Below are 26,478 nucleotides of genomic sequence, written 5' to 3'. Positions count from 1 at the left end.
TCACATTGGAAGGTGGAAGGCGTCCATAGAGCATTTCACCCAAGTGAAAGCGGCCTGGACGCCGGGGCCGTGGAAAGTGCGTAGATTTAAAGAAAATTAAAATCAGCTTGGCCATGGCTACAGCTGGCTCCTCCTAACCAAGGTACATCTTACCTTGGTTATTCGGCCCTGGTCGTTTTTTATTAATCGGCTGGTCTATTGATTTTTAATGGTATTCATGAATGCTGCGCATTTGGGCGATGCAAAAAATGAACAGGACACAAACTTGAGATAGTAAACTATATCTTTTTTAATTCACACACAACTTTTAGGATTGATCCATATAGGATCAGGAACAATTGTTGTGTTTATGCAAAAATTGTGGTCGGTCTATGAAGGAAGAATGCTACATTTTTCAATCCCTTCCGTATTCTCCTCCTTTGGTCGGAGAATCCACCTTCCCTTAACCAAGGGAAGGAGCTTTTTACTTACCGCATAACGCGATGGTCTGGATATTAAAGCAGATGTTGGATACTTGACTGGACTTACCTTGAATTTTAACTAAAATGCGATCCAGTTTCTAGATTCTATACTCTCGGCTATCCTTCTTTGAATCTTGACCAATTGCTGCGTTTTCCCTGCCAATTCACACACAACTTTTGAGATTGATCCGTGAAGTGCCCCATAAAACCATATTATCGATTATTTTATGAAGGTTACCTCCCTAGTAAGTGTCTGTATTTCTTATAAGCATCAAATCAATTGGAAGAAGCCCTGATAACCAGTTCCGGTTTAAAGACTTCCTTTCTAAACTCCAAAATGTTATTCTTGTTCTTTAAATGACTCAATAAAATTCTGGCAGAGAGCATTCCCATACTGTAAACCGGTTGCCAAACAGTGGATAAGGCAGGGGTGATAAATAAAGAATGGGGTTCATCATCAAATCCCAAAACGGAGACGTCTTCCGGAATTTTCAAACCCATTTTTTTGGCGATATGCATGGCCGAAATGGCAATATTATCATTGTAGGCGAAGATTGCATTGGGACGCTCCTTGAGTTCCAATATTTTTTTTGTGGCCTTTGCGCCATCTTTATGTGAAAACCCCGGCACATGAACAATATAATCCTCATTTATAGGGATTCCATTCTTCTCAAGAGCATCCAGATACCCCTGAAGCCTTTGTTCGGTGGTACTTAGGTTTAAAGGGCCTCCAAGGTGTGCTATGTTTTTACAGCCAGTACCAATGAGATATTCAACGGCCTGAAAAGCTCCAAAATAATCATCTACCAACACCTTGTCCGCCTCCAATCCTGGACAATCCCTATCAAAAACCACTACGGGAATACCACTCTTTTGAAGCCTGCGGAAATGATCGAAATTCTTGGTCTCGGATGAAGGTGCTACCAGGACCCCATCTATCTGGATTTTGGACAACCTCTTTACAATGGTCATCTCTTCTTCGTAAGATTCATTGGACAGGCAAATCATAATATTGTATTCCGAGTCAACAATTACATCCTGAATACCGGTAATTATTGCCGAAAAAAAGTGTCCCGTAATTTCTGGTACAATGACCCCAATAGTATTGGATTTTTTTTGCAAAAGATTTAAGGCCAAGAGATTTGGTTGATAGTCCAATGCTTCTGCCAATGCCTTTACTGCATCCTTGGTTTCTTTTTTAATAGCTGGGTGATCGTTCAAGGCCCTGGAAACAGTTGAGGGTGCTATATTCAGCTCACGTGCTATGTCTTTAATGGTAACGCGCCCCTTCTTCATAATAAGCCTCTATTTACAATCCTTACTTCCCTTATCATATTCACATTGATTATAAAATGTAGCCACGGCGGGCTCCAACCTACAAAAATCACCATTAAAAGTACAAATTATGGAATTGAACATTTTAGACAAAATACAATAAAAAATTTACACGGACCAGATATGTGGAACACAAGATGAATAAAGTGGAAAGATAGATGAAAGTACCGTTAAAAGGGAAATTGCCCCTGGATTTTTGTCACCAATTACAACCGCATCCAAATGCCACAAAAGATTGGGGCGGACAATTAATTGTCCGCCCCAAATTAAAATCAGATCTATTATATTTTATTAATAACCTGGGTTCTGCTGAAGGAAACCATCAATACCCGAAGCTGCATCAACTGCACTTTGTGGTATAGGAAACAATCGCTTGTTTACATCGGAATCCGTCTTTTCGGTCCAAGAATCCTCGTATTTACCAAAACGTATTTGGTCGCCCCTTCTAAAGCCTTCCCAATACAATTCAAAACCACGTTCACGGAACATAACATCCAAATCAATAGAATTTAAAGCCTCAGGGGTTTGATCTGGGCGCGATGTCCTGGATGCCCTCACAAGGTTCACATCCGCCAAGGCTCCTCCAGTATCGTTTTTCCTCAATTTTGCTTCTGCGCGCATCAAGTAAATTTCCCCTAAACGCATCATTACAAGATCTATACTGCTAAAATTATTGGCGTTGTTGGAAGTTCTACTAAATTGGTATTTGGCAACTCTATATCCAGTGTTGTGCAACGAACCTTCATTGGTAAAATCAATTTGCTCGGTATGATTAACATAACCTACATCCCTGTCCGGGCCATTTCCTTTAATTTGTTTAACAGGATAGATTCTTACCCCATCATCGCAGGTAATAAAGGAACCGCCAGAATCCTTTCTTGGCCCCCATTGTACCCCTCGTAAAATACCTCTGTTCATTTCATAAGTAGCTACATCGGCACAATAATAATGATCTTCATCATTCAAAGGCGAAAGCCCTGTTAAATCCATTAACTCTGCTGGAATCTGTTGGTTTTGCTGATAGAATCTGGCGTCTGCCTCAGCAGGATCCACATCATCATAGGCTTCTACCCAAGTCTGATAGAAATCCGAGGTTATCGCTGGGCCATCTGTACCGTCAGAGCTAGGATATTCCAATCTCCCCCATACCGATCCGGCAATAGACCAATAAGACCAACGGCTTTCCTCATTTTTCAACACCCCTCGTTGATCCAAGGCAAATATGAGCTCGGAGTTACTATTGTTATCGTCATTGAAAAGATCGAAATATTCCGGCGACAATGCAAAGTCCCCTGAATTGATAATATTATTTGTGTATTCTATAACCTTATCCATATCCGCATCCGTAAAGTTTGGCGTTCCGTATGGGTCTCTATACACAGCGGCATTCAAATGAATTCTGGCCAATAACCCCCAAACTGCAGCTTGGGTCATTCTTCCCGGTCCTTTGTCCTTGTTAATGACATCTACCACAGACAATAATTCATTTTGTATATAATCTATGGCGTCCTGAGTCCTTAAGACCTCTGAAAGTTCATTGGATGCTTCCTTTTTTAAGACCATACCCCAACTATCCAGCATCAACATGTTCAAGTAGGCCCTAAGCGCTTTCATTTCGTATAAGGCGCCCGCTGCTTCCACATTGCCTTCATCTGCCAAGGGCGTCAACACCTCAATGGCCGCCAATGTTCTGGAAATATTGGTAGTCAGCTCATTCCAGCTACTGGAAATCAAATCATTACTCGGAGTGTAGGTATGCGAATGTGTGGCTAAGAATTTACCACCGTCAAACCAGTCGGTTCCCCCTCTGTAGGGAAGAATAGCCTCATCCGAGGAAATAAGCTGAAGTCCATAGTAATTGGTATGTCTCCAGGTCCATGAAACATAGCCGTAGGCAGGTGCAATTGCTCCACTAATTACTTCGGCTTGTGCTCCCGTTAGGGTTTCATCGAATAATTCCTCTTCCAGGTCCGTACAGTTCCAGTTCAACAAGGAACAATACACCAATATTGTAATTATAAATTTATTTTTCATTACTAAGCATTTTTTTATTAGAATGATACGTTTAAGCCAAAAAGCAATGTTCTTGGAGATGGATAAGTAAATCGGTCTATCCCAAAAGTTTGAATACCGTCTATAGTACTTCCTGTGTTGATCTCGGGATCAAATCCGGAATAATCAGTAAGTACAAATAAGTTCTGGCCCGTTAATGTAAATCGGACATTGCTTATCAAATCTCCCAAGCCCAGGTCTTGCGGTTTTAAGTTATACCCTAAGGTGGCATTGTTTAAGCGGAGGAAACTACCATCTTCTAAATAGCGTGTGGACACTTCATTGGAGTTGCTGTTATCCTCGTTGGAGAATTCCACAGCAAAATCGGTAGCGTTCAAGTTTCTGCTCAACTGCCCTCTTGAGAAAAGGGACATAGCCGTGTGGTTATATATCTTATTGCCCGAGACACCATTAAAGTTAAGTCCTAAATCAAAATCTTTATAATTGAATTTGAAATAGAAGGCATAGATGACATCCGGCAGGGCGCTTCCCACTACGATACGGTCGTTATCCAAAATCTCACCATCTCCGTTAACATCCCTGTATTGATTTAGGCCATCGGCTCCAATACCCATAAATTCCTTCATATAGAAAGCACCCACAGGTTCGTTGTTCAGGTATCCATTAATAGTGGCCCCAGTTTGCCCAGCTCCTTGGGCAGCACCTGTAGTAATCACTTCAAATTGGGAGTTTTCAACTTTATTATCCGTAAAACTCATATTACCTCCCAAATTAAACATAAAGTCCTGCCCAAGTAATATTCTATAATCCAAAGCAAATTCAATTCCTGAATTGATAATTTCCATATCAGGAATATTGGTCCAAATTTTTGGGGTAGGCTGTATCGGATCTATTCTATTGGCCAACAGTACTACATCACTGGTAACTTTGTGAAAATAATCCAAGGTACCTGTCAACTTACTATTGAAGAGACCAAAATCCAATCCAATGTTGGTCTGGGTAGAAACTTCCCATTTAAGATCAGGGTTGGCCGTTCTGGCGGGAACCGTACCAAAAGGATAGTCATCTATAGTACTGGCATTTGGATCAAGAGGATAGGTATCATTATCTGCCTTACTGTCTATGTAACTTGCTAGACTAACCTTATTATCAATCCCTTCCTGATTACCTGTTTGACCCCAACTGGCACGGAGCTTTAAATTATTGACAATATCACTTTCGGCCAATATATCTTCCTTACTAATATTCCAGCCCAAGGCAACAGATGGAAAATATCCGTATTTATTGTTGGCACCAAATTTTGAGGAACCGTCGGCACGCATGGTGGCCGTTAAAAGATATTTGTCCGCATACCCATAATTAAGCCTACCAAAGAAAGACTGAAGTTCATTCTTATAGGCATAGCTGTTAAGGCTGGTAGGATTCTCTTGACTACTGATCTGATCCTGAAATTTAGGATCTATATCATTGGTAGCAAACCCTCTAAGATCAAATCGTTTTTGCTGAACATAAATTTCTTGATAGGAATGCCCTGCAAGCAAAGTGAAATTATGTACGTCCTCATTATAAGTATAGGTTAAGGTATTCTCTATCAAGGAGTTCCTATTGTTGGTATAATATGAGCTAAGAGTACCCTCCACCAAACTTTCCAATATGGGATACGGATTTGTCTGTACATCCCTATCGGTTGCCGAGTAATCTACCCCGAGATTCGCCCTATACGTCAGCCCATCGAAAATTTCCAAAGAAGGGGCGATATTCGCCAAGATACGGTTGCTATTGGAAACATCGCTATAAATCTTGTTACGGACAATAGGATTTAACCTGTCATCGAACAAAGTAGGCTCTCCGTTCGTATAAACAGGTATCGTAGGGTTCAATTGAAGCATATCCACCGTCATGTCACCAATATTCGGTCTATCATTCACAGTTCTTGAAGCCGTTAGATTTAAATCAACATTAAAACGTCCGTCCAATGCTTTCTGGGTCAGATTGACCCTTCCTGAGTATCGTTTTAAGGAACTGGTATTAAAAATCCCTTTTTGATCATCTACCCCAGTGGAGACATAATAGGAAAATTTATCTGCAGCCCCACCGCTCATGGCAAAGTTAACATTCTTTGAAATGGCAGTTCTAGTCAATTCATCCTGCCAATCCGTAGCAGCACCGCCATCCAACAAAACTCCTCCTACTGCAGGAACCTGCTGTCTAAATTCATCGGCACTGAAGACGTCCATTTTATTGGCCAAAGTGGCCATTGCTGTAGAAACGGATAAATTCATTTCAGATTTACCATCCTTTCCTTTCTTAGTAGTAATAACGATAACTCCATTGGCCGCACGTGCTCCGTAAATGGCAGCAGCCGAAGCATCCTTAAGAACATCCATTGAGGCAATATCCTGAGGGTTGATAAAGTTTAGCGGATTTGAGGCCACGCCGGTACCACTATTATCTATTACAAAACCATCTATAACAAAGAGTGGTGTAGTTCCTGATCGCAAACTTCCCAATCCACGGATAATAATGTTCTGTGATGCCCCTGGCTCCCCGCTAACGGAAGTTACATTCACACCGGAGACTTTACCTTGCAATAACTGTCCAGGGTTGGCCACTACGCCTTTATTAAAATCTTCACTTTTAACAGAAGCTATAGATCCGGTTACATCGGACTTCTTTTGAACGCCGTAACCAACTACGACCACCTCGTCCAATAAAGATGAGTCTTCCTGCAAAGCTACACTCACATTGGTCTGCCCGTTTAAAGGAATCTCATTGGTCGCATATCCCAAAAAAGACACCGCAAGTACTGCGTTTGCATCCGATACTTGTATGGTAAAATTCCCATCGAAATCGGTCGTTGTTCCATTCTTCGTTCCCTTTTCCAGCACTGTGGCACCTGGCAAAGGAACGTTCTGTTCATCGGACACCGTACCGCTAACCGTGGTCTGCGCCCATGACGTTGCTGAAATGCCCATCATAATGGCAAACATCAAAAATTTCAGTTTCTTCATATTTTTATGGTTTAAATTAGTTTTGTCATAACCAAATTAACACTTAATTAACGATATCGGAATTATTAGACTCTAAATTGCAATGCAAAGGTTTGCATATCGGGGGTTGGGCAGAAATTTCTTACAGTAAGGTATCCCTAATCCAAATACAATTTACCTGATTGAAGGACAGACCGATTTTAAAACGAGCCTCCAAAAATAAATTAAGATCAGAATCCCTTATTTTTAATAAAAACCCTGCTCCCTACATCCCCAAAAAAAAGAACACAAGGGCCCATTGCCAAAGACCTACAATTACACTACCGATTAATTAACACTTGGTTGTTCAGGGCAAAACTATATAAATACAGTTACGAAAATGAGCCGATTTTATGATTTTACCTTAGCTTGACGTTTTAATAACAATGGCCTGGATTTGCTGCACGAACTCTTTATTGAATAACATATAGAGGTATAGGAAAGCATTGGATTTGCATAATAATCACTGCTGAAATCTATACTTTTTACCACTATATAGTTCATTCTACAGTATTTACAGTAACGATTTCTTAAGCATCAGCTTGGGAGTAATTCTTAGGCAGCAAACTGTATTCGCTTTATTGGTACGTTTGCTGGAAGCTAAAAAAACACCTGTAACAATCAGTGAATTATCGCATCTTTAAAATGAATGCCAGTACCAAAACAATGAGAACAATAATTATAGTAATCTTAGTTCTTTTTCAAGTATGCTTTGCAAAAGGACAGACATCATTAAAAAAAATAAACCTGAAAAACGGAGAGTATAATGTAGGTTTTAAGCATTATGGAACAATCGATAGCACAAGACTTTATCAAATTGAAAATGACTTTAATAATCAACTCATATATAGGCCGATTCCAATTAGTATTTGGTATCCAACCATTAAAAAAAATAGCAATTCCAATCATCTAACAGTTTTGGAGTATTTGGAGGTTTTAAAAGAAGAGGAAGAATCGAAAAACCTGCCAAACGAGTTACTATTGGATTGGTTTCCTGAATTAGGGGATACTCCTCAAAATAGAGTCCATTTGTCCGAAACCGTAAATGCTTTGTGGAATGCCCATTTTTTAGAAGGAAAATTTCCGGTCGTAGTTTATGCACCAAGCTATCAAGCCTCGTCAATTGAAAATTTTGCATTATTCGAATATTTGGCAAGTAATGGCTACGTAGTGATATCCAGCCCTTCAAGAGGAACAGAAACAAGATGGTTGGAAGGAGGAACGGCAAAAGATATGGAAACACAATCTAGAGATATAGAATTTCTTTTAAAAGAAATTCATAAATACGAATTTATAGACTTCGATAGAATAGCACTTATGGGTTATAGTTTTGGCGGACTATCCAATGTTTTAACGGTTATGAAGAATAAAAAAATAAGTGCATTGGTGAGCTTGGATGGAACTGAAAGATATAATTACCCTCTACTAAATAAATCACCTTACTTTAACTTAGATAGATTTAATATTCCCTATATTCATTTTGCTCAAAAAGATATTCCAGAAGAGGTTCTTAGCAGTGATAATATACCTGCCGAATTAAATTATAAATTCCAGCTGTACGATTCCATACACTTTGGCAATGTCTACAGTTATAAATTCCACGACTTAACACATTCCCATTTTGGCACTATTGGTGTTTTATTTTCATACAGAGATAAAAGACAGGATAAAAGTGATGATAAAATTATGGCCTCCTACAAACTTCTATCACAACACACCCTGCAATTTTTAAACGCTACTTTGAAAAATGAGGAGAGCGCAAAGGAATTCATTGAAAATAGCCCCGATAAAAATGGTATTTCGAAAACCCTGGTTTCGAAAAAAATGAAAAAATCACTTACAAAAGAGTTTGATCATAATGATTTCAAGGAATTGGCACTCAATCAGGGGCATCGGGATTTGATCCCTTTATATGAAAAAACAGTAGCGAAACATCCATCACTTAAACTTGAAGAAGGTATGCTGAACAAGCTCGGTATTCAATTATCATTTAACGCCGGAAAGATGGAGCAAGGTATAAAAGTATTTTTATTAGCTGTACATATCTATCCAAAATCGGCGAACTTATACGATAGTTTGGCCCTAGCTTATCTTTATAATCAAGATGATAAAAATGCCATTGCCAACTTCAAGAAATCATTGGAGTTAAATCCCGAAAATCAACATGCAATTGATAAACTTAAACAATTGACGGAATAATGCCAGCCACTAACGACACCTAGATGAAATGTAGATTTCAGGGCCAAATTCCATGGTCTGGGCATATTTATCAAGTCGCTAAACCAAAAATCACCCATTAGGGAAATATTCAATTTTAACTTTGGACAAAAAAAGAAAAATCAAAAAGCACCCGTACCTAAAAGGCACCTATGGGCGGGCAATAAGCTTTAGGTTTATGCTCAGAGGGAAACTGGTAACACTAACTTAACCATAGTGTATAGCCCATATTACTATGAAGGGGCCAATTTTCGTGCAATTAAAGCAACCATTCCCTTTGGGCTGTCATTGAAGATAAGTCTTTAAAAATCGAAAGTATAGAGTACCCCAAGGGTAAGGGTAGACCAAGTAGCACCGTCCAATTCGATACCGGTATAGGAAAAATTAACTTCCGTTTGGGCCCCCATTAAATAACCTATAGTTGGCCTATAGTACAAACCACCATCATTCCCCTCGTTAATTCCGATAGCCTGACCAACGTCGCCCCCAATAGAGAACGAATTGGATGTCCAAAATCTAACGGAAGCTGCCAGTGGCATAAATTGAATATTGGGCAGATCCTCTGCAAACAGGTCCCTATCGTATTTTTCAGGAAATCCATTTACAAACCCCACCATTAGCCCTAGATCTATAATTTCACTTAATCCCCATCTATATCCAAGGTCCACTCCCGCGACAAGACTAAGTTCTTCCTGGAATTCATTTAAAGGCAGACCGCCATGGATTCCCAGTTTCATGCCTTTTTGGGCAAACAAGCCCAATCCTAGGAGAGCAAAAACAAAGGTTATAAGCACTTTTTTCATAATTGTTGGTTTTTATTGGTTGGTATAAATCTAGAATCTTCCCTAGATCAGACCTCATTTTTGTTGTAAAAGCTGCAAAAATGGTTGTGGGAAAACCTATTTGTAATCAACCTCAAATAAATTTGCCCCCATTTAGAACCATCAATCGGTTTATAAAAGTCACAAAAACCGGGATGCAATAACCAAATTAGCAAATGTGATATTTTCAAAATATCTTTAAGGGATTAATTATTCGTCCAATTAGTTTGGCCTTTAACCAAGTGATCCCTTTCATGAAAGTAATAACCACTATATTATATCTTTTTGTTGTTGCCTCTTTATATGGGCAGAACAGTAATTTCCAAATTGCAGAGGGAGTTATAACTTCCCTGGATTTGTTTAACTCCTCCAATGACCCCAAGGTCTCCTGCTACCGTATTCCCGCGTTGGCCACCGCTCCCAACGGCGACCTGATTGTAGCTATGGATGAACGGGTACCTTCTTGTGCCGATTTGAAAGGGAACAAGGATATCAACATTGTAATTCGAAGAAGCAAAGACAATGGCAAAACCTGGTCGGATATCGAAAAAATAGTGGATTACCCACTAGGAAAATCAGCCTCCGACCCCTCTATGATCGTGGACAATATTACCAAGGAAATATTTATGTTTTATAACTTTATGGATTTGGACAATGAGGAGGACGTATATTACCTACATGTTATAAAAAGTAAGGACAACGGAAAGACGTGGAGCATGCCGGAAGATATTACCCCACAAATTGCGAAACAGGAATGGCACAACGATTTTAAGTTTATCACTTCAGGTCGTGGCATACAGACCCGATCGGGTGTACTACTCCACTGCATGGTAAACCTAAATAGCGGGTTACGTGTTTTTGGCAGCAATGACCATGGTAAAACTTGGTTTTTTAGAGATTCCCCGCTTTTCCCTGCAGATGAATCAAAAATCGTGGAACTTGCCGATGGCAGCTGGATGGTAAATTCAAGGTCCAATAACACTGGTATTCGTCATATCCACATATCCCAGGACCAAGGCTACTCCTGGACAACAAGGGAGGAACCTCTTTTGATCGACCCTGGATGTAACGCCAGTATTATTCGTTTTACTGACAAGGCAGATGGTTTTAACAAAAATAGATTGTTGTTCTCCAATGCCAAAAGTGATAAAGACCGTGTTAACATGACTGTTAGAATAAGTTATGACGAGGGCAAAACCTGGTCCGAAGGAAAAACAATTTATGAGGGCGATTCGGCTTATTCATCAATGACCATATTGGACAATGGTGATATTGGTCTGTTTTTTGAAAAGGACGACCATACCGAAAATGCCTTTGTAAGCTTTTCATTGAAATGGTTGACCGATGGAAAAGATGCATACAAAAAACCTAATAAATAACATTTAACACCATATTTATGTCAGTAATAAAAGATTTGGCAGATAGGCATAGTCCTGTCTCGGATATGTTTCAACAGCCCAAAACAGTTGAGGAATGGGAACAATACAAATTATCAGATGAACAGCTGGCCCACTTTCACGAATTTGGCTATGTTTCCGGCATAAAACTTTTGGAGGAATGGCAGGTAGATTTGTTAAACCAGGAATTGGCAGAAATAATGGACCCAAATCATACTGCACGTGATTTATTTTATGAATTTCACAGTAATGAATCCCAAGACCCAAATTCTGTCTTGTTCCATTCCCTGGGACATTGGCGTATAACTCCAGGGTTTCACGATGTATTGTGGAATCCAGCTTTTACAATGGCCGCACATCAATTATTGGAAAATAAATCCGTTAGGTTTTGGCACGACCAATTATTCTGCAAACCGGCACTCCACGGCGGCGTAGTGGCCTGGCATCAGGACTACTCCTATTGGACAAGAACCATAGCCATGCAACATCTTACCTGCTGGACGGGCCTGGATGATGCCACCACAGAAAACGGCTGCCTGCATTACATCCCCAAAAGCCAAAAATGGGGCCTTCTGGATGCGCCGTCATTGGCCGGTGATATGGACGGACTAATGAAATATCTTAGCCCGGAACAAAAAGAGCAATTTAAGCCAACCCCTATCGAATTAAAAAAGGGGCATGCCACCTTTCATCACCCCTTAATGGTACATGGCTCCTATGAAAACAAGTCGGAAAGAAGCAGACGGGCATTTGTCCTTAACGTATTTGCCGATGGTACGGTTAGCAATACGGACGATGAACTTTTGGCAGGAGTTCCCAGAGTACCCAAAGGCAATAAAATGGAAGGTAAATTCTTTCCAAAACTATATTCCGGAAAATAACGCTATATGTTCAATGATAAAATGCCCATCAAACCTTTAGCAATCAAATTATGAAGTCTAGCCCACGACCCTACGTTTTGGCAGAAACAAATTGGAAAAATGTAAAGACACAGGAGTACACCGTGGCCGTACTACCTTGGGGTGCTACTGAGGCCCACAATTACCACTTGCCATATGCCACGGATAACATTTTGGCAGAAAACGCTGCCATTACTTCGGCAGAAAAAGCTTGGTCACTAGGTGCCAAGACTATTGTTCTACCCACTATTCCTTTTGGTGTAAATACGGGTCAAATGGATGTTGATCTGTGTATAAACATGAATCCCAGTACTCAAATGGCCGTGTTAAAAGATTTGGTTCAAGTCCTGGAGGCCAATAATATTCGCAAATTGGTCATTGTAAACGGACACGGAGGTAATAATTTCAAGCAAATTATTAGAGAACTGAGCTTAAGATACCCCACTGTCTTTGTTTGCTCCCTAAATTGGTGGCAGGCTGCCAAGGCGGGCGACTATTTTGATGAGCCTGGTGATCATGCCGGGGAATTGGAAACAGCCGTTGCAATGCACCTAACCCCAAATTTGGTCTTGCCTTTGGACCAAGCTGGTGATGGAGATGCCAAAACTTTCAAAATAAAAGGTTTAAAGGAAGGATGGGTATCTGCGCAGCGAAAATGGACCACAGTAACCAAAGATACTGGTGTGGGAAATCCAAAAATGGCCACATCTAAAAATGGAAAGCAATTTTTTATGGCGGTCACCGATGCTATTTCTGAATTCTTTTATGAATTACACCATACGGACGTAAATGATATGTATGAATAATGAAAAATTAATTTTAAACCAGTAATACTTTATTCCAAAGAACACAGCCATTAAGGGACCATCCTATTTAGTAACATGTTACAATGTATCCACAATGGGAAAGTCCTCCTTTTTTAATTTCCACCGCCTATGGCTCCACAACCACAACTCGGGAGCACTGATAATGGCCTGCTCCAATTGTTGGGCATATTTTTCCAATATCTCAAAATTGTTCCTAATCTGTGGGTGATCCTCGATGATCCTGAATTCCAATTCGTAATATCCCCTTTTCAATTTTTTGAAGAATGGGAATAGGACGACCTGATCTGTTTTCTTGGCAATCTTATCGGCACCAACAAAAAAGGCAGTTTCCTGATTTAGAAAATTATACCAATATTTGGAACTCTTTTTAGTTGGACTTTGATCGCCGATCATACAATTTAAGGTAAGTACTTTCTTCTGATGATTATCTATAATCGTCCTAAATCCCTTGTCCGATTCCACACAATTTACCCCAAACCTTTCCCGCATATTTTTGAACAGTTCTTCAAAATATTTGTTTTTAATCGGTTTGTAAAATGTATTGGAACTATAGGGAAATATCAAGGGCAGGAACACCAACCATTCCCAATTGCCCTGGTGACCTGTGTACATTAGAATACTTCGGTCCTCATTCACATATTGCTGGATGAGTTCCGGATTCTTAATGAGCAACCGTTTGTTTATGGTCTTCTCCCCTATCGTCAACCTTTTAAAGGATTCCAAAACAATATCACAGAAATGCCTGTAAAAATCTTTGGCTATCCGTTTTATTTCATCATCACTTTTAGTGGGAAAGGAATTCCTTAAATTACTGAACACCACCTTTTTTCGATAACCCACTAAATGGTACACCACAAAATACATAAAGTCCGAGACCATATATAGAGCCCACATCGGAAGTAGGGAAATGGCATAAAATGGAAGAAATTTAATTCTTGAGAGGTATTTCATCCTGTTTTTGATTTAAGTATTCCAAAAAACAACATGTAATTATAAAATACTTTGGTTAGTGCATTAAAATGAGTGAAAACTAAATTTCTGTCCTCCCACAGAAGCATCGGCCATAAGACCCGCCTTGGGCAACACGAACACTGCCACTCCTTCCTTGTATTTAGCGTTAAGGCCAATACCCGATTTTAGGGCTACTGCCGATACCTCGGCGGCAAAACTAAAATTTCCCTGTTTAAATTCGTTTAAAGCATTATTGTCCTCAAAAAAAATAACTTCAATAATCGCTTGCCCACCAGCTTGTAAACCAACATTCAATTTTTTGAGTCCGGCCATCCCCACAACCTCACCGCCCTCATAAACGGCTCCGTTGCCGGAGGCTGCCCCAACAACAAACCCTCCTTTACCGACATTTGGAAAGATTACATATCCTGCAGAGTTGTCAAAAAAGGTCTGAAGACCGGATTGTGCCTTTAACAAGGTTTTTTTAGCCTTGGAAGCATCACTTATAATTTGTTTCTCCTTTCTTGTCTGCGATGTTACTGAAACCGAGACCATCAAGGCCAATAGTACAGGAATTAATTTCAATATCTTCATTTTATTGGATTCGATAAACATTTGTACGTCAAAATTAAAAATAGTTACACATTCAGGTTAAATCCAAAACGGTAAGAATTTGTTAATACTGCCTTAAATTATCTTAAATTATTGATTTTAAATTACTTAACAACAAATCGCAATTCACTTAGGAGTATAAAAGTGCTGGATATTTTATTCATTTCCTCAGTACCATTAACAAACCAACAGTCATAACCCTGCCACGATATGGCCAATAGGGGTGGGATGGACAAGTATGAAAAAAAGTTAAGAACAATAGCTGAAAATGACCAATATCATTTAGCTGCGCATCCCAATTTCCTAATTTTAGGGTTCAATTATAAATATTGGCATCTACCGACCATTTTTCATTATTTGCCCCATTTTGGTCTTTCCAAAAGGCCTAAAGAAATTGGGAGTATAGAATTTTGAGCATCAAACAATTAATATAAAATACAAAACTATGAGCGCTGCAATTAATAAAAACAAAATGATCGAATGGCTGGATCCCAATGAAATGCACGAGGCTAGTCTAAAATGGATGTCGGAATTAAAATTTATCAGGGACGAACAACTGTTCCTAAATGATTTGGTAAAATCCTATACTTCGCAGTTGACAGATTCGGCCGTTTTCAAGGAAAGTAAAGAAATCATTGGTGCCATCACCAGTGCCGAAAAAGAGGTAATCGCACTCATGAAAAAAGTCCAGGCCCATGAAAACCAATTGGAAATTATGTTGGATCAAATAGATCAGTTAAAAATGGAACAGGCATATACGGAAACCCATTGGGAATTGAATTCCGAAATGGCTAAATACTCTAACCAATACAGGGAACTTAAGTCGCGCCTTTTTAAACTGGTGACCAAAGTCATGAAAAAGGATAAAGGAAATAGGTTGCTGAACTAAATTGGGACCAAATAAAACACCCATTATTTTTTTAATCCTTTTGTGGGACCCTTATAGCAAGTGCCAATTTCGTACTTGACATAATTTCTTTCCCTACCTCTGCCCAAACATTGTTAAAACACCTCTTACCTGAGTTTTAACAATGTTTGGGAATGTTTTTCAATTTATTTAAGAAGTTTTGGAGCAACCTTTGTACATATAAAATATCTAAGTAAAAAAATCGTTAATAGTTGATCTAATTGTTAGACAATCTGAAATCATTATATGTTATGGAAATAGTAGCTCCTATTGTAAAGCTCATAGACAATAACCCCTTCATCTCTATTGTGTTTTGTCTGCTTATAGCCTTAGCACTAATTACCTATAAAATAGTTAAAAGAAGGACCTATTAAAAATCATTAAAGGGGAAGGGCGTAAACGCCCACTTCCCCTTTATCGGTTATTTACCCAGCCACTATTGCCTAAATGAAGAATAGTAAAGTAAAAAGGAGTTCATTTATCAAACAACTAGAATGAACCTCTTAGGCCTATGGTTCCAGGACCAACCTGTAGTCTCCAACTAATTTTGTCCTTTGACATAACACCGGGATACCGCTCCTTGTTTAGGTATTTATCTATTGAATCCACTACCACTACACTTACTGCCACACTCAAAGCTACATCTGTAAGCCAATGGGCGCCACTCCAAAGCCTGGTAACCGGAGATAGCAACCCCAAAGCGTATAACCCGCCTTTGGCCCAAGGATTTTTAAATTGCTTGCCAATGGCATAGAATGTAGTAAATGCCAATATAGTGTGCCCGGAAGGGAAACTGTGATAGTGGGCCTCGTTACTGAATGGATTGAAACTATCCTTTCCTTCACTGGCGATAGGTCTTGCCCGACCTACAAAAGTTTTACTCACAGTTTGGATTAATCCTACCGCAGTGGCCGATGAAATTAAGAGCACCCCGGTTTTTCTGAATTTTTCATTCTTTGTGAAAAGCCCAATTAGATACACTCCTCCGTTAATGGAATAATTGTACAATGGTTTCCCAAGGTAATAACCTGTCTCCTTTAATACCCCAGGAACATCCTCTTCCTGCCTCCGAAACCAATCCGAACTATCTTCGTCAAACGCATATAGCGCCCCTGTTCCCAAGAGAATAGCCCCGGCAGTTATAAAATCGTCCTTTTTCCAGTGAAAAGGTCTGGAGTAAGCATGTTTTAACCCTCCAAAGGCACTTGCCCCATCATAGGCCAGCATTTCCCAAGGACTGATGGTATCCAGCGCTTGGGTTTGTGCCTTTAGCTCAGGAAAACCCAATAAAAAGATAGGGATAAAAACTAATAAATGGAATTTAAAATTCATTAAAACCCTGGTGTTGTTCATGGCAAAAATAACCAATTAAGGATTTAGTCCTAAATTTTAGTATATCTCTTATAGCTAAATATGTAGATATTTGTTATATGCCGAAACCACCACTGCCATTAAAATGGTTCGACCATTCCCCTATTTCTTCCTATTATAGTCCTAGGACAGAACCAATTTATTTCCCCTAATCGATCTTTATTGGAACATCTTATTTGAGTTCCAGATCTTGAATGCCGTTATTGGAATTACCTCTTATTTTTTCAAAGTCCGCAATTAATTCCCGAAGTTTTTCAGGATTGGATTTAGCCAAGTTCGCTTTTTGACTTGGGTCTTTTTCCAAATCATACAGCTGATATTCCTTTGAATTTCCAATTTCTATATTGACCGACTTAATAACTGCAGGCCCCTTGTAAGGTGGAATCATAGCCCAATTACCTTTTCTGAAGGCCGTTCTGGAGGTGGCTTCCAATACCAACTCTTTCCTTCCGTCCTTGGATTTTCCCATAAATACCTCCAAAAGATCTTCACTATCCTCACCTTTCTTATCACTACCCACCAAGGTGGCCATTGAGGTAAGCAAGTCTATCTGACACACCAGGGCATCGGATTTACCTGGCGCTATTGTACCTTTCCAATAGGTGATAAATGGCACCCTAGTGCCTGCATCGAACAAACTATATTTACCACCTCTTAGAATTCCGGAAGGGGTATGATTGCCCAATTTTTCTACGGAGTCGTCATAGTAGCCGTCATTGACCACTGGACCATTATCACTTGAGAAGACGATCAAAGTATTCTCTAGGATTCCTTCGTCTTCCAGGGTTTTCATAAATTCACCTATCATCCAATCGGCCTCCAAAATAACATCGCCCCTTGGGCCCATTCCCGATTTTCCGGCAAAACGTGGGTGTGGTGTACGTGGTACATGTGGCTGTTGCAGGGCATAATACAAAAAGAAAGGTTTGCTTTTATGTTCTTTTACATACTGTTGGGCCTTGGCCAAAAAATGATCGGCCATGTCCACATCGCTCCATTTGGCAGCCTCCCCGCCTTTCATATAACCAATTCTCGGCACTCCATTTACTATACTGTTGTTATGACCATGGTGCCACTTCATGGTAGTCAGTTCCGGGTTGTCCAAACCAGTTGGTTCCCCTTCAAAATTTTCCTTATAACTAACTTCTATGGGATCATTGGGGTCCAAGCCATCTACATAACCATCCGCAATGTACACAGTAGGTACCCTATCTTGGGTTGCAGCCAAAATATAGGAATAATCAAATCCAACTTCATTGGGACCAGGTGACACCCTTTCATTCCAATTCACATTTCCGCTTCCAAGTCCCAAATGCCATTTCCCCACAATTCCGGTGGTATAACCTTCTCCCTGCAACATTTTGGGCACCGTCATTTGGGTTGTATCTATAATCAAGGGAGCAGTTCCTGGTAATATTTTAGCATCTTTGTTCCGCCAAGGATACCTACCAGTTAAAATAGCATACCTACTGGGGGTGCAAGTGGCTGAGGATGCATAGCCATTGGTAAACTGTATACCCCCTTGAGCTAAAGCATCCATATTGGGGGTACTGATCTCGGTGGCCCCATAGGCACTCATATCGCCATAGCCAAGATCATCCATATAAATAAATACAATATTGGGCTTCTTAGTAGTTTCATCTGCAATGACTACTTTCTCTTCCTTGGATTTACACCCCACCAAAAGCAACACCATCATGGTTGCCTGGAACAAATTCCTTTTAATAATTTCCATTTTTCTATTAATTAATTTTAAGGATTTTGATTATCATAAACCCATATTACAGAACCCATATATTATTGATTCGTACCTTTTTGAATACTTTTATTTCATGCCCAATGAAACGTCGAAAGATCAAATTGATTTCGTTTGGAGATCTGTCATGATAGGCGAATTGTTTTCTAGAACTTTAAACATACAGGTTGTGAAACAGCTATTTCATTTCCAGTAAATTCAAGGAGTCCTGTCTTTTGATCCACTTTAAAAACAGTTATGCTGTTCGATTTTTGATTGGCCACCAATAAATATCTTCCATCTGGCGACAGGGTAAAATTCCGAGGCCAATCCCCTTGCACAGATTCTATCGTTAGAAGCTTTAAATTCCCACTTTCAGATACAGAATAAACAGCTATACTATTATGCCCCCTATTGGAAGCATATAGAAACTTTCCGTCCTTACTAATATGAATATCGGCACAGGCGTTGAATTCTTGGTAATCATCTGGAAGCGTACTCTTTTTATCAATTTTGGTAAACACTCCAGTCTCTTGATCCACAGATGCAGAAACAACGGTGCTGGAAAGTTCATTAATAACAAACACCTTGTTTTCTGTTGGGTGGAAAACTAGGTGTCTGGGACCATCCCCGGGGTCCAATTGCAGCCCTACTTCCGCCTTGGCCAATTTCTTTTCCGAATTTATGGGATAGGTCAAAACCTGATCAATGCCTAGATCTACGGCATATAAAAATTTTCCATTCTTAGAAAATTGAACACAGTGTGCGTGGGCCGAATTTTGGTTGGGGTGTGGACCACTTCCCGAATGTTGTATTCCTTGAGGAGCATCCAACACTACCCCCTTTTTATCAATGGGATATAGCACTATACTTCCAGAACTATAATTTGCAGCAGCAAGAAGGTTTTCATCGGGGCTTACCCCTACATAACAGGCCCCATCCCCTTTACTGGGGAGATTGGCCACTCTGGTCAGGGCGGTTTTATCTTTGTTCCATTGGAATGCCGAAACACTCCCTGGTTTGGTCCCATTTGAAGAATAGACTCTCTCCCCATCTTTTGATAGGTATAAATAGCCTGGCTTGTTCTCTTTGGCTACATGTCGACGATTGGAAAGTTCTCCTGTTTCCGTATTAAAGTCGAGTTGATAAATACCTTGTTCCTCCCCTTCGGCAAAAGTACCGACCAAGAGTTTTAGGCCTTCTTTCTCAATTTCTTGTTGATCGGCCGTCAAATTGGCCTTTTTGGGTTGATTTTTACACCCTACCACTAGCATCGATAAAATAATAAACATTAAATAATTTGAAGATCGGTTCATGACAAAATGGAATTGATTTTGTTAAATATATCCAATTGAATTTAAAAGCCCTTTACTTCTGCCCTTATTTTGGAAAAATGAACGGCCAGAGCTTCAAAATCCCTTTCCCTTATCAACTTTTTATTGAAGAGCGAACTGCCCATTCCTACGCCCACAACACCAGCCTCAAAAAAAGATCTGATATTCTCCAAGGAAACTCCCCCCGTAGGTAAAAGCTTAATGCTGTTAAGTGGACCGGAAATATCCCTTATAAATTGAACCCCAAGCTGGGTGGCCGGGAATATTTTTACAGCAGATGCCCCTAAGCTCCACGCCCTGTAAATTTCGGTTGGAGAATAGGCCCCTGGAAAAATTGGCACCCCTTTTGCCACAGCCGTTTTAATAACGACCTCATCTATAATCGGGGTCACAATAAACTGGGCTCCCGCAGCCACGGCCTTTTCATATTCTTCCATATTGCAGACCGTACCCGCACCCACATTTAGATCATTGAATTCACTCCTTAGTTTGGAAATCATCTCGGTGGCCCCAGCGGTATTCATGGTTATTTCAATGGTGTGCAGTCCCGCCTTGAGATATGCATTGGCTATATCACGTATGACCTCCATGGATACTCCTCTTACAATACCCACAATGGGGGCCCTATTGTATAGTTCCCAAGAAAATGATTCTTTATTTAACATGTGTTTCTAAAATTTTTCGCTGGCCAACCAATAAGGCCGTTTCTATAATTTGTGGATCAAAACAAACAATTCGCTCCAAAGGCAGGAACGATTTCAAAGCCAGTTGGTACAATTCGTTCTGAATTCCGGCAACTGCAAGGTATACGGTTTCGTTCTTTTCCTTCAAGTGGCCCAACTCGGACCCAATTAACAATCCCGATAAATAGAAATAGTTTTCCCTACTGGAAATTTTATGTATCAAACTATTTGCCCTTATGGAAAAAAGTGAGGCCATCTGTTGGTTGGCAACGCCTTTTTTAACACCTTCCACAAAAATATCCTCAAATGATGGGTTCCACCCTGCTTCCTCCACCGATGCCGACAAAATACTGTGCTTGCCTAAAACCTCAAATAACTCGCCGGTCATATAGGTAGTGAAATCTATATATCTCCCAGCATCAAAATGGATATGCTTGCTGTGGGTACCGGGCAACAACAGAACCCCCTTTTCATCCCTAGGAAGGTAATCGGATAGCCCAATAGCCTGAATTTCCTCACCTCTCATCACATCGCTATCTGTTCTGGCTCCGGTAATTAAGAGAAGGTTTAATTTATTATTGATCGATATCCATTTGCTAATTAGGTCTTCCCCACTAAAGGCCAAGGGCAGTTGACAGTACTCCAATTCCCGCATTCCTATGGAGGAGGACAGCATTCCAGAAGCCACCAAATGATAGTCTTCCAACCCGTTCAAACCCCACTTTCCCAGTTGCGCCAACAAATAATCGGCAAAATAGGATTCCTGGGACCGCACACTTTGCGCTGTAAATAATTGATAACACTTTTTAATCCCTAGATCGGTCCCAATTTCGGAAATTACCCTTAATGAATGGGTATCCACCAAACGGAGTCTAAAATTGGAGGTTCCCCAATCGCAGCTGATAAATTTTTCGGGTAGTCCCATGTTTGTCATAAGGCGTACGTTATGCTAATTTTTAATTAGATGAACTTATTGAAAATCCACTCCCATGCCTCTCGTTGTTATCCGTTTGTGTGGCTGGTAAATAAAAAAATAAAACTGGGTATTGTTCCCAAGATTCCAATATCTCCGAAAAATACATTAATTATTTCCATCCTTAAAATATAAATTGGAAGCAAAATAAGTATCCGCACAAATTATCCGCTAACATTTTGATGTCCGGGATACTCCAATGTAAATCTCTCCCCTCAATAGCCCAAACCACAATAAAAATGTCAGGAGAAGCGCGGAACCAAAAAAATCATCGATAAAATTTGGGGATTGGTATATAGAATCCGCGTTTCAATCTATTTCATTTAATTCTTGGCGCCCTTAGCAGGAAATTTGACATGAATTTTCATTTGAAAGGTTAAAATCCATGAAAAAATATATTGTACTAACCATCCTTATTGCAGTTCAGTTTGCAAAAGGGCAAACAACGATTGATTCTGTCCAAAAAGTTTGGACTTTGGAAGCGTGTATTAACTACGCTCTAGAGAACAACATAAGTGTAAAGCAAGCCAAATTGTCCAAGAACATTACAGAAGCCAACTATCTGGCAACGAAATCCTTAAGATTACCGAACTTAAATGGCAATGCCTCCCAGAATTTCACTAACGGGAATTCCATAGACCCCATCACTAGCGATTTTGTTTCCCAACAGATCAATTCAACCAGTCTAGGATTGAACTCCCAGCTAACCCTTTTCCAGGGGAACCAGATCAACAATCAGATAAAACAGGGGAAGCTGCTTATTGATCAATATTCCCTTTATGAAGAAGAGGCCAAGAACAATATAACTTTGAGCATTACGGAAAGTTATATTCAATTGCTATATGCCAAAGAGAATATATTGATCGCTGAAAACAACCTTGAGGTATCACAAAAGGAAGAAGAGAGGGCCAAAGCCAGATTGGATGCCGGTTCCATCGCCATAAAGGAATATACCGATGCCCAATCGCAAACCGCCACAAACCGGTACCTTCTTATAAATACAAAAAACGATTATGCGCTGCAGCTTTTATCGTTAAAACAGCAATTGGAATTGCCGCCCAACACTAATTTTGAGATTGCAGATACAGATGAAATTATCCTAGACGTAGTCCCCGACCTAAATGAAGTCTATTCCGAAGCCTTGGAAAATCTTCCGGAAATAAATGCAGGCAAGATCAATGTTTCACTCTCCGAAAAAGATTTGGACATTGCCAAAGGAGGCTACCTGCCCACCCTCTCCTTAACGGGAAGTCTCGGTTCTGGCTACACCTCCACCCAGGATTATAATTTCACCGATCAATTGGACCTGAATTTCAACCAAAGATTGGGTTTATCCTTAAACGTACCCATTTTTAATAGGAACAAGACCAAATCTGAGGTTCAAACGGCCAAAATCAATATTGATATGGCCAAATTGGAACTGGCCCAGGAAGAAAAAGACCTATACAAAAAAATAGAAACAGCTTGGCAAAATGCCATTACTTCCCAAAGTGAAATGGAAGCGGCAGATATGGCCAAAAATGCAGCAAAAGAATCCTTCAGGCTGGCACAAAAACAATATGAATTGGGAGCTCTGAGCACTACTGACCTTATCTTAAGCCAGAACACCTATACCAATACGGAACAAAATTATATCCAGACCAAATACCTTAGCCTGCTATACAACCAATTACTTCAATTTTATCAGGGAAACGACATTAAAATCCAATCTAATGAAAACTAAAAAAAGAATCATATTCGGCAGCCTTGCAATGGTAATACTAGCTATTGTAGCTTACAGCTTTATAAAAGACGATAACAGTGCTGCAATAGAAGCCAAGACCATTACGGCCAAAAAAGGTGAGGTTACCACCATGGTTACGGCAACAGGTACAGTAGAACCTATTACCCAAGTGGAAGTAGGTACACAGGTCTCCGGGGTAGTGGAAAAAATATATGTGGATTACAACAGTGTGGTCACCGAAGGACAACTCATAGCCGAATTGGATAAAACAAACCTTAGGGCTGCACTTACCCAGGCACAGGCAGCTTATGATAACGCAGTGAGCCAAAGGAACTATATGCAGACCATCTACGAACGTCAAAAAACACTTTATGACAATCAGGTGATCAGTAAGTCGGATTTTGACGACTCCCAATTTAATTTTGAAACGGCAAAAGGCACGGTGACCCAACGCCTATCCGACCTTGAAAGGGCCAGAACCAATCTAAGCTATGCCGATATTTATTCGCCCATAGATGGTGTAGTACTTTCCAGGGCCATAGACGAAGGACAAACGGTTGCGGCAAGCTTTAGTACCCCAACCCTATTTACCATTGCCCAGGATTTAAAGGAAATGCAGGTAGAGGCAGATGTTGATGAGGCGGATATAGGTGGCGTAAAAGATGGCCAAAGGGTAACTTTTACAGTGGATGCCTATTTAGGGGAAACGTTTGAAGGAACCGTAACCCAGATACGTTTGGACCCAACCGTAACTTCAAACGTAGTTACTTACACGGTAGTCATAAAAGCGGATAATCCGGATTTAAAATTAAAACCTGGTCTTACTGCCACCATTTCCATTTATACTTTGGAGTTAAAAGACGTCCTGACTGCCGAAGCCAAAGCCATCAATTTTAAACCTTCACCCCCAGTGATGATGGCCTATAATGAGCAACTAAATTTAACCGTTGAACCAACAAAAAGACAGCCAAAACCAGATGAGGGAAATGGCACTAGGGTTTGGGTACTTGGCGAAAATGGGATCATTTCACCTAAAAAAATCATTTTGGGAGCCAGTGATGGGGTCAACGTGCAAATTTTAAGCGGTATCGACGAAGGTGACCAACTGGTATATAGTTTAAAATCCCAGAGCAACCAAGAACTTGCAGGACCAGAGGGCGCAAGTGAAAGTCCGTTTATGCCGCAAAGACCGGGAGGAAACAAAAAAAAGTAAGCAGCCATGAGTAAAGAGATTATCAAAATTGAAGATCTGAAACGCGAGTTTACCATGGGCAACGAAACCGTCCACGCATTGAAGGGCATTTCGCTATCTATCAAAGAAGGTGAATTTGTTACCATAATGGGATCCAGTGGTTCTGGCAAAAGTACCTTATTGAATATTTTGGGCTGTTTGGACCAACCCACATCTGGCACTTATGACATTGATGGATTAGCGGTAAGGAACTTAAGTAAAAATGAATTGGCAACGATTCGTAATGAAAAAATTGGGTTTATTTTCCAATCCTATAATCTGCTGGCCAGGACCTCAGCATTGGAAAATGTGGAATTGCCCCTTTTGTACAACAGTAAGGTATCCACGGAAGAACGTAAAGACCGCGCTATTAAAGCCTTGAAAATGGTAGGTTTGGGCGATCGCATGGACCATACACCTTCACAACTTTCCGGAGGACAACAACAAAGGGTGGCCATTGCAAGGTCATTGGTCAACAAACCTGTAATGATCTTGGCGGATGAGGCCACCGGAAACTTGGACACTCGTACCTCTTACGAAATTATGTCCTTATTTCAAGAATTGAACGAAAAAGGTATTACCATCGTTTTTGTTACCCATGAGCCGGACATAGCTACCTTTAGTAGCAGAACCATTGTCTTGAAAGATGGTAACATCATTAAGGACTACCTCAATAAAGAAATTCAATCAGCGGCTACTGAATTAGCCTTATTACCAGTAGAAGACCATTAAATATGAGACTACTTAATTTATTCAAAATAGCCTTTAATGCCATTATTCTGAACAAGGCCAGAACCTTACTTACCATGTTGGGTATCATTATAGGGGTAGCTGCGGTAATTGCCATGTTGGCCATTGGGGAAGGTTCCAAGGAAAGTATTCGCAGTACTATTTCCAGTATGGGTTCCAACATGATCACCATTAGTCCAGGTGCAGATATGCGAGGAGGGGTAAGACAGGAACGGAGCGTCATGGAATCTTTAACTCTTGACGACTATAAGGCTATTGAGCAACAGGCAGATCTATTAACTTATATAACGCCAGTGGTAAACGGGAACGGCCAAGTTATTAACGGCTCCAACAACTGGCCTTCTTCTATTTATGGAGTAAATCCCGACTATCTAAATATTAAGGTGATAGAACTGCAGAGCGGCAGTATGTTTACCGATGCAGAAGTGCAAACGGCCTCCAAAGTAGTTTTGATAGGCCAGACCGTTGTGGATAATATTTTTCCAGATGGTGGGGACCCAGTCGGCAAAATGATCCGCTTTAACAGTATTCCGTTTAAAGTAATCGGGGTATTGGAAGAAAAAGGGGAAAACACCTTTGGCCAGGATCAGGATGATGTGGTTATTGCTCCCTATACCACGGTACAAAAGCGTATTTTGGCCATTGACCATTTAAATCAGGTCATTGCCTCTGCCGTTAGTGAGGAGGATGCTCCGGATGCCGTAACCCAAGTAACGGAAATTTTACGGTCACAACATAAATTGACCGATAACGAAGACGATGATTTTCATGTGCGTTCAATGGAAGAATTAATTTCCACATTTAGTGCAACCAGTGAAATGCTCACTATTCTTTTGGTTGCGGTAGCAGGTATATCCCTTCTGATCGGAGGTATTGGCATCATGAACATCATGTATGTTTCGGTCAAGGAACGCACCAAAGAAATTGGGCTGCGTATGGCCGTAGGCGGGAAGGGATCGGATATTTTAATGCAGTTTTTGATCGAAGCCATTTTAATAAGCATCACCGGGGGACTTTTAGGCGTAATCCTAGGGCTTGGTTCGACCGTGTTTATTGAAAAATTCTTACATTGGCCCACCGAGGTTGCATTATACTCCATCATAATTTCCTTTGCCGTTTGTGCCGTTACTGGAATATTTTTTGGATGGTATCCGGCAAGAAAGGCAGCAGCTCTAGACCCGATTACTGCATTGCGATATGAATAAGAAC

General features: G+C 40.3%; 20 protein-coding genes. 9 read left to right on the top strand and 11 right to left on the bottom strand.

Features of this window, described 5'->3' with window-relative positions; all coding sequences use genetic code 11:
• Nucleotides 1-737: 737 nt before the first annotated feature.
• The 3 genes from C7972_RS22415 to C7972_RS22405 form a co-directional block, all read right to left on the bottom strand.
• Nucleotides 738-1,757 carry a LacI family DNA-binding transcriptional regulator gene (locus tag C7972_RS22415; protein WP_110358401.1) on the bottom strand — a complete coding sequence of 340 codons (1,020 nt, stop codon included), beginning with the start codon at nucleotides 1,755-1,757 and terminating at the stop codon, nucleotides 738-740.
• Between the two features lie 330 nt (nucleotides 1,758-2,087).
• Nucleotides 2,088-3,830, bottom strand: a complete 1,743-nt coding sequence (locus C7972_RS22410) for a RagB/SusD family nutrient uptake outer membrane protein (RefSeq protein WP_110358400.1) — start codon at nucleotides 3,828-3,830, stop codon at nucleotides 2,088-2,090.
• A gap of 17 nt (nucleotides 3,831-3,847) precedes the next feature.
• Nucleotides 3,848-6,820 (bottom strand): TonB-dependent receptor, encoded by a 2,973-nt coding sequence (locus C7972_RS22405; RefSeq protein ID WP_220020942.1) that lies wholly within the window; start codon nucleotides 6,818-6,820, stop codon nucleotides 3,848-3,850.
• A 684-nt stretch (nucleotides 6,821-7,504) separates the two neighbouring features.
• Here C7972_RS22405 and C7972_RS22400 point away from each other — a divergent pair.
• Nucleotides 7,505-9,037, top strand: a complete 1,533-nt coding sequence (locus tag C7972_RS22400; protein WP_258364928.1) for a prolyl oligopeptidase family serine peptidase — start codon at nucleotides 7,505-7,507, stop codon at nucleotides 9,035-9,037.
• A gap of 320 nt (nucleotides 9,038-9,357) precedes the next feature.
• On the opposite strand, the gene C7972_RS22395 is transcribed toward C7972_RS22400, so the two are convergent.
• Complete coding sequence (locus C7972_RS22395; protein ID WP_110358398.1) at nucleotides 9,358-9,858, bottom strand: hypothetical protein; 501 nt, start codon at nucleotides 9,856-9,858, stop codon at nucleotides 9,358-9,360.
• 272 nt (nucleotides 9,859-10,130) lie between these two features.
• Here C7972_RS22395 and C7972_RS22390 point away from each other — a divergent pair, with 272 nt between their 5' ends.
• Genes C7972_RS22390 through C7972_RS22380 form a run of 3 tightly spaced genes read left to right on the top strand, consistent with a single transcriptional unit; the run spans nucleotide 10,131 to nucleotide 12,978 of the window.
• Nucleotides 10,131-11,255, top strand: a complete 1,125-nt coding sequence (locus C7972_RS22390) for an exo-alpha-sialidase (protein WP_110358397.1) — start codon at nucleotides 10,131-10,133, stop codon at nucleotides 11,253-11,255.
• Between the two features lie 17 nt (nucleotides 11,256-11,272).
• On the top strand, nucleotides 11,273-12,154 hold the full coding sequence (locus tag C7972_RS22385; protein ID WP_110358396.1) for a phytanoyl-CoA dioxygenase family protein: 882 nt from the start codon (nucleotides 11,273-11,275) through the stop codon (nucleotides 12,152-12,154).
• 50 nt (nucleotides 12,155-12,204) lie between these two features.
• Entirely contained in the window at nucleotides 12,205-12,978 is a 774-nt protein-coding gene (locus C7972_RS22380) for a creatininase family protein (RefSeq protein WP_110358395.1), read from the top strand.
• Between the two features lie 78 nt (nucleotides 12,979-13,056).
• Here the strand turns inward: C7972_RS22380 and C7972_RS22375 are convergent, their stop codons facing one another.
• Both C7972_RS22375 and C7972_RS22370 read right to left on the bottom strand, forming a co-directional pair.
• A complete protein-coding gene (locus C7972_RS22375) occupies nucleotides 13,057-13,950 on the bottom strand; it encodes a lysophospholipid acyltransferase family protein (protein ID WP_110358394.1) in 894 nt (297 codons plus the stop codon).
• 63 nt (nucleotides 13,951-14,013) lie between these two features.
• Nucleotides 14,014-14,544 carry a YSC84-related protein gene (locus C7972_RS22370; protein ID WP_110358405.1) on the bottom strand — a complete coding sequence of 177 codons (531 nt, stop codon included), beginning with the start codon at nucleotides 14,542-14,544 and terminating at the stop codon, nucleotides 14,014-14,016.
• A 463-nt stretch (nucleotides 14,545-15,007) separates the two neighbouring features.
• Between C7972_RS22370 and C7972_RS22360 the strand changes: the two genes are divergently transcribed.
• Entirely contained in the window at nucleotides 15,008-15,451 is a 444-nt protein-coding gene (locus tag C7972_RS22360) for a hypothetical protein (protein WP_110358392.1), read from the top strand.
• Nucleotides 15,452-15,958: 507 nt separating this feature from the next.
• Here C7972_RS22360 and C7972_RS22355 read toward each other — a convergent pair.
• From C7972_RS22355 to C7972_RS22335, 5 genes are all read right to left on the bottom strand, one after another.
• Entirely contained in the window at nucleotides 15,959-16,801 is an 843-nt protein-coding gene (locus C7972_RS22355; RefSeq protein ID WP_110358404.1) for a phosphatase PAP2 family protein, read from the bottom strand.
• A 211-nt stretch (nucleotides 16,802-17,012) separates the two neighbouring features.
• The gene (locus C7972_RS22350) at nucleotides 17,013-18,575 is read right to left on the bottom strand and encodes an arylsulfatase (RefSeq protein ID WP_110358391.1); all 1,563 of its coding nucleotides are present in this window, start codon (nucleotides 18,573-18,575) and stop codon (nucleotides 17,013-17,015) included.
• A gap of 167 nt (nucleotides 18,576-18,742) precedes the next feature.
• On the bottom strand, nucleotides 18,743-19,867 hold the full coding sequence (locus tag C7972_RS22345; RefSeq protein WP_181422970.1) for a lactonase family protein: 1,125 nt from the start codon (nucleotides 19,865-19,867) through the stop codon (nucleotides 18,743-18,745).
• Nucleotides 19,868-19,932: 65 nt separating this feature from the next.
• Nucleotides 19,933-20,574, bottom strand: coding sequence for a bifunctional 4-hydroxy-2-oxoglutarate aldolase/2-dehydro-3-deoxy-phosphogluconate aldolase (locus C7972_RS22340; protein WP_110358389.1), 642 nt, complete (start codon nucleotides 20,572-20,574; stop codon nucleotides 19,933-19,935).
• Nucleotides 20,564-21,526 carry a 2-dehydro-3-deoxygalactonokinase gene (locus tag C7972_RS22335; RefSeq protein WP_110358388.1) on the bottom strand — a complete coding sequence of 321 codons (963 nt, stop codon included), beginning with the start codon at nucleotides 21,524-21,526 and terminating at the stop codon, nucleotides 20,564-20,566. The genes C7972_RS22340 and C7972_RS22335 overlap by 11 nt, the downstream gene beginning before the upstream one ends.
• Before the next feature lie 424 nt (nucleotides 21,527-21,950).
• On the opposite strand from C7972_RS22335, the gene C7972_RS22330 reads away from it, so the two are divergent.
• The 4 genes from C7972_RS22330 to C7972_RS22315 are packed head-to-tail and all read left to right on the top strand — an operon-like array spanning nucleotide 21,951 to nucleotide 26,474.
• Nucleotides 21,951-23,288, top strand: a complete 1,338-nt coding sequence (locus C7972_RS22330) for a TolC family protein (RefSeq protein ID WP_110358387.1) — start codon at nucleotides 21,951-21,953, stop codon at nucleotides 23,286-23,288.
• Nucleotides 23,278-24,501 carry an efflux RND transporter periplasmic adaptor subunit gene (locus C7972_RS22325; protein WP_110358386.1) on the top strand — a complete coding sequence of 408 codons (1,224 nt, stop codon included), beginning with the start codon at nucleotides 23,278-23,280 and terminating at the stop codon, nucleotides 24,499-24,501. The genes C7972_RS22330 and C7972_RS22325 overlap by 11 nt, the downstream gene beginning before the upstream one ends.
• Nucleotides 24,502-24,507: 6 nt before the next feature.
• The gene (locus C7972_RS22320; RefSeq protein WP_110358385.1) at nucleotides 24,508-25,251 is read left to right on the top strand and encodes an ABC transporter ATP-binding protein; all 744 of its coding nucleotides are present in this window, start codon (nucleotides 24,508-24,510) and stop codon (nucleotides 25,249-25,251) included.
• A 2-nt stretch (nucleotides 25,252-25,253) separates the two neighbouring features.
• A complete protein-coding gene (locus C7972_RS22315; RefSeq protein WP_110358384.1) occupies nucleotides 25,254-26,474 on the top strand; it encodes an ABC transporter permease in 1,221 nt (406 codons plus the stop codon).
• Nucleotides 26,475-26,478 lie beyond the last annotated feature (4 nt).

Source organism: Arenibacter sp. ARW7G5Y1 (genome assembly GCF_003201775.1).
Classification (GTDB): Bacteria; Bacteroidota; Bacteroidia; order Flavobacteriales; family Flavobacteriaceae; genus Arenibacter.
This window is presented reverse-complemented; position numbering and strand designations above follow the sequence as displayed.

Excerpts from the sequence above, each read along its gene's own strand:
- C7972_RS22395 (WP_110358398.1), bottom strand. The coding sequence starts at position 9,858 with ATGAAAAAAGTGCTTATAACCTTTGTTTTTGCTCTCCTAGGATTGGGC.
- C7972_RS22320 (WP_110358385.1), top strand. The coding sequence starts at position 24,508 with ATGAGTAAAGAGATTATCAAAATTGAAGATCTGAAACGCGAGTTTACC.
- C7972_RS22335 (WP_110358388.1), bottom strand. The coding sequence starts at position 21,526 with ATGACAAACATGGGACTACCCGAAAAATTTATCAGCTGCGATTGGGGA.
- C7972_RS22345 (WP_181422970.1), bottom strand. The coding sequence starts at position 19,867 with ATGTTTATTATTTTATCGATGCTAGTGGTAGGGTGTAAAAATCAACCC.
- C7972_RS22315 (WP_110358384.1), top strand. The coding sequence starts at position 25,254 with ATGAGACTACTTAATTTATTCAAAATAGCCTTTAATGCCATTATTCTG.
- C7972_RS22410 (WP_110358400.1), bottom strand. The coding sequence starts at position 3,830 with ATGAAAAATAAATTTATAATTACAATATTGGTGTATTGTTCCTTGTTG.
- C7972_RS22385 (WP_110358396.1), top strand. The coding sequence starts at position 11,273 with ATGTCAGTAATAAAAGATTTGGCAGATAGGCATAGTCCTGTCTCGGAT.
- C7972_RS22360 (WP_110358392.1), top strand. The coding sequence starts at position 15,008 with ATGAGCGCTGCAATTAATAAAAACAAAATGATCGAATGGCTGGATCCC.
- C7972_RS22350 (WP_110358391.1), bottom strand. The coding sequence starts at position 18,575 with ATGGAAATTATTAAAAGGAATTTGTTCCAGGCAACCATGATGGTGTTG.
- C7972_RS22340 (WP_110358389.1), bottom strand. The coding sequence starts at position 20,574 with ATGTTAAATAAAGAATCATTTTCTTGGGAACTATACAATAGGGCCCCC.
- C7972_RS22375 (WP_110358394.1), bottom strand. The coding sequence starts at position 13,950 with ATGAAATACCTCTCAAGAATTAAATTTCTTCCATTTTATGCCATTTCC.
- C7972_RS22415 (WP_110358401.1), bottom strand. The coding sequence starts at position 1,757 with ATGAAGAAGGGGCGCGTTACCATTAAAGACATAGCACGTGAGCTGAAT.
- C7972_RS22400 (WP_258364928.1), top strand. The coding sequence starts at position 7,505 with ATGAGAACAATAATTATAGTAATCTTAGTTCTTTTTCAAGTATGCTTT.
- C7972_RS22390 (WP_110358397.1), top strand. The coding sequence starts at position 10,131 with ATGAAAGTAATAACCACTATATTATATCTTTTTGTTGTTGCCTCTTTA.
- C7972_RS22405 (WP_220020942.1), bottom strand. The coding sequence starts at position 6,820 with ATGAAGAAACTGAAATTTTTGATGTTTGCCATTATGATGGGCATTTCA.
- C7972_RS22325 (WP_110358386.1), top strand. The coding sequence starts at position 23,278 with ATGAAAACTAAAAAAAGAATCATATTCGGCAGCCTTGCAATGGTAATA.
- C7972_RS22380 (WP_110358395.1), top strand. The coding sequence starts at position 12,205 with ATGAAGTCTAGCCCACGACCCTACGTTTTGGCAGAAACAAATTGGAAA.
- C7972_RS22355 (WP_110358404.1), bottom strand. The coding sequence starts at position 16,801 with ATGAATTTTAAATTCCATTTATTAGTTTTTATCCCTATCTTTTTATTG.
- C7972_RS22330 (WP_110358387.1), top strand. The coding sequence starts at position 21,951 with ATGAAAAAATATATTGTACTAACCATCCTTATTGCAGTTCAGTTTGCA.
- C7972_RS22370 (WP_110358405.1), bottom strand. The coding sequence starts at position 14,544 with ATGAAGATATTGAAATTAATTCCTGTACTATTGGCCTTGATGGTCTCG.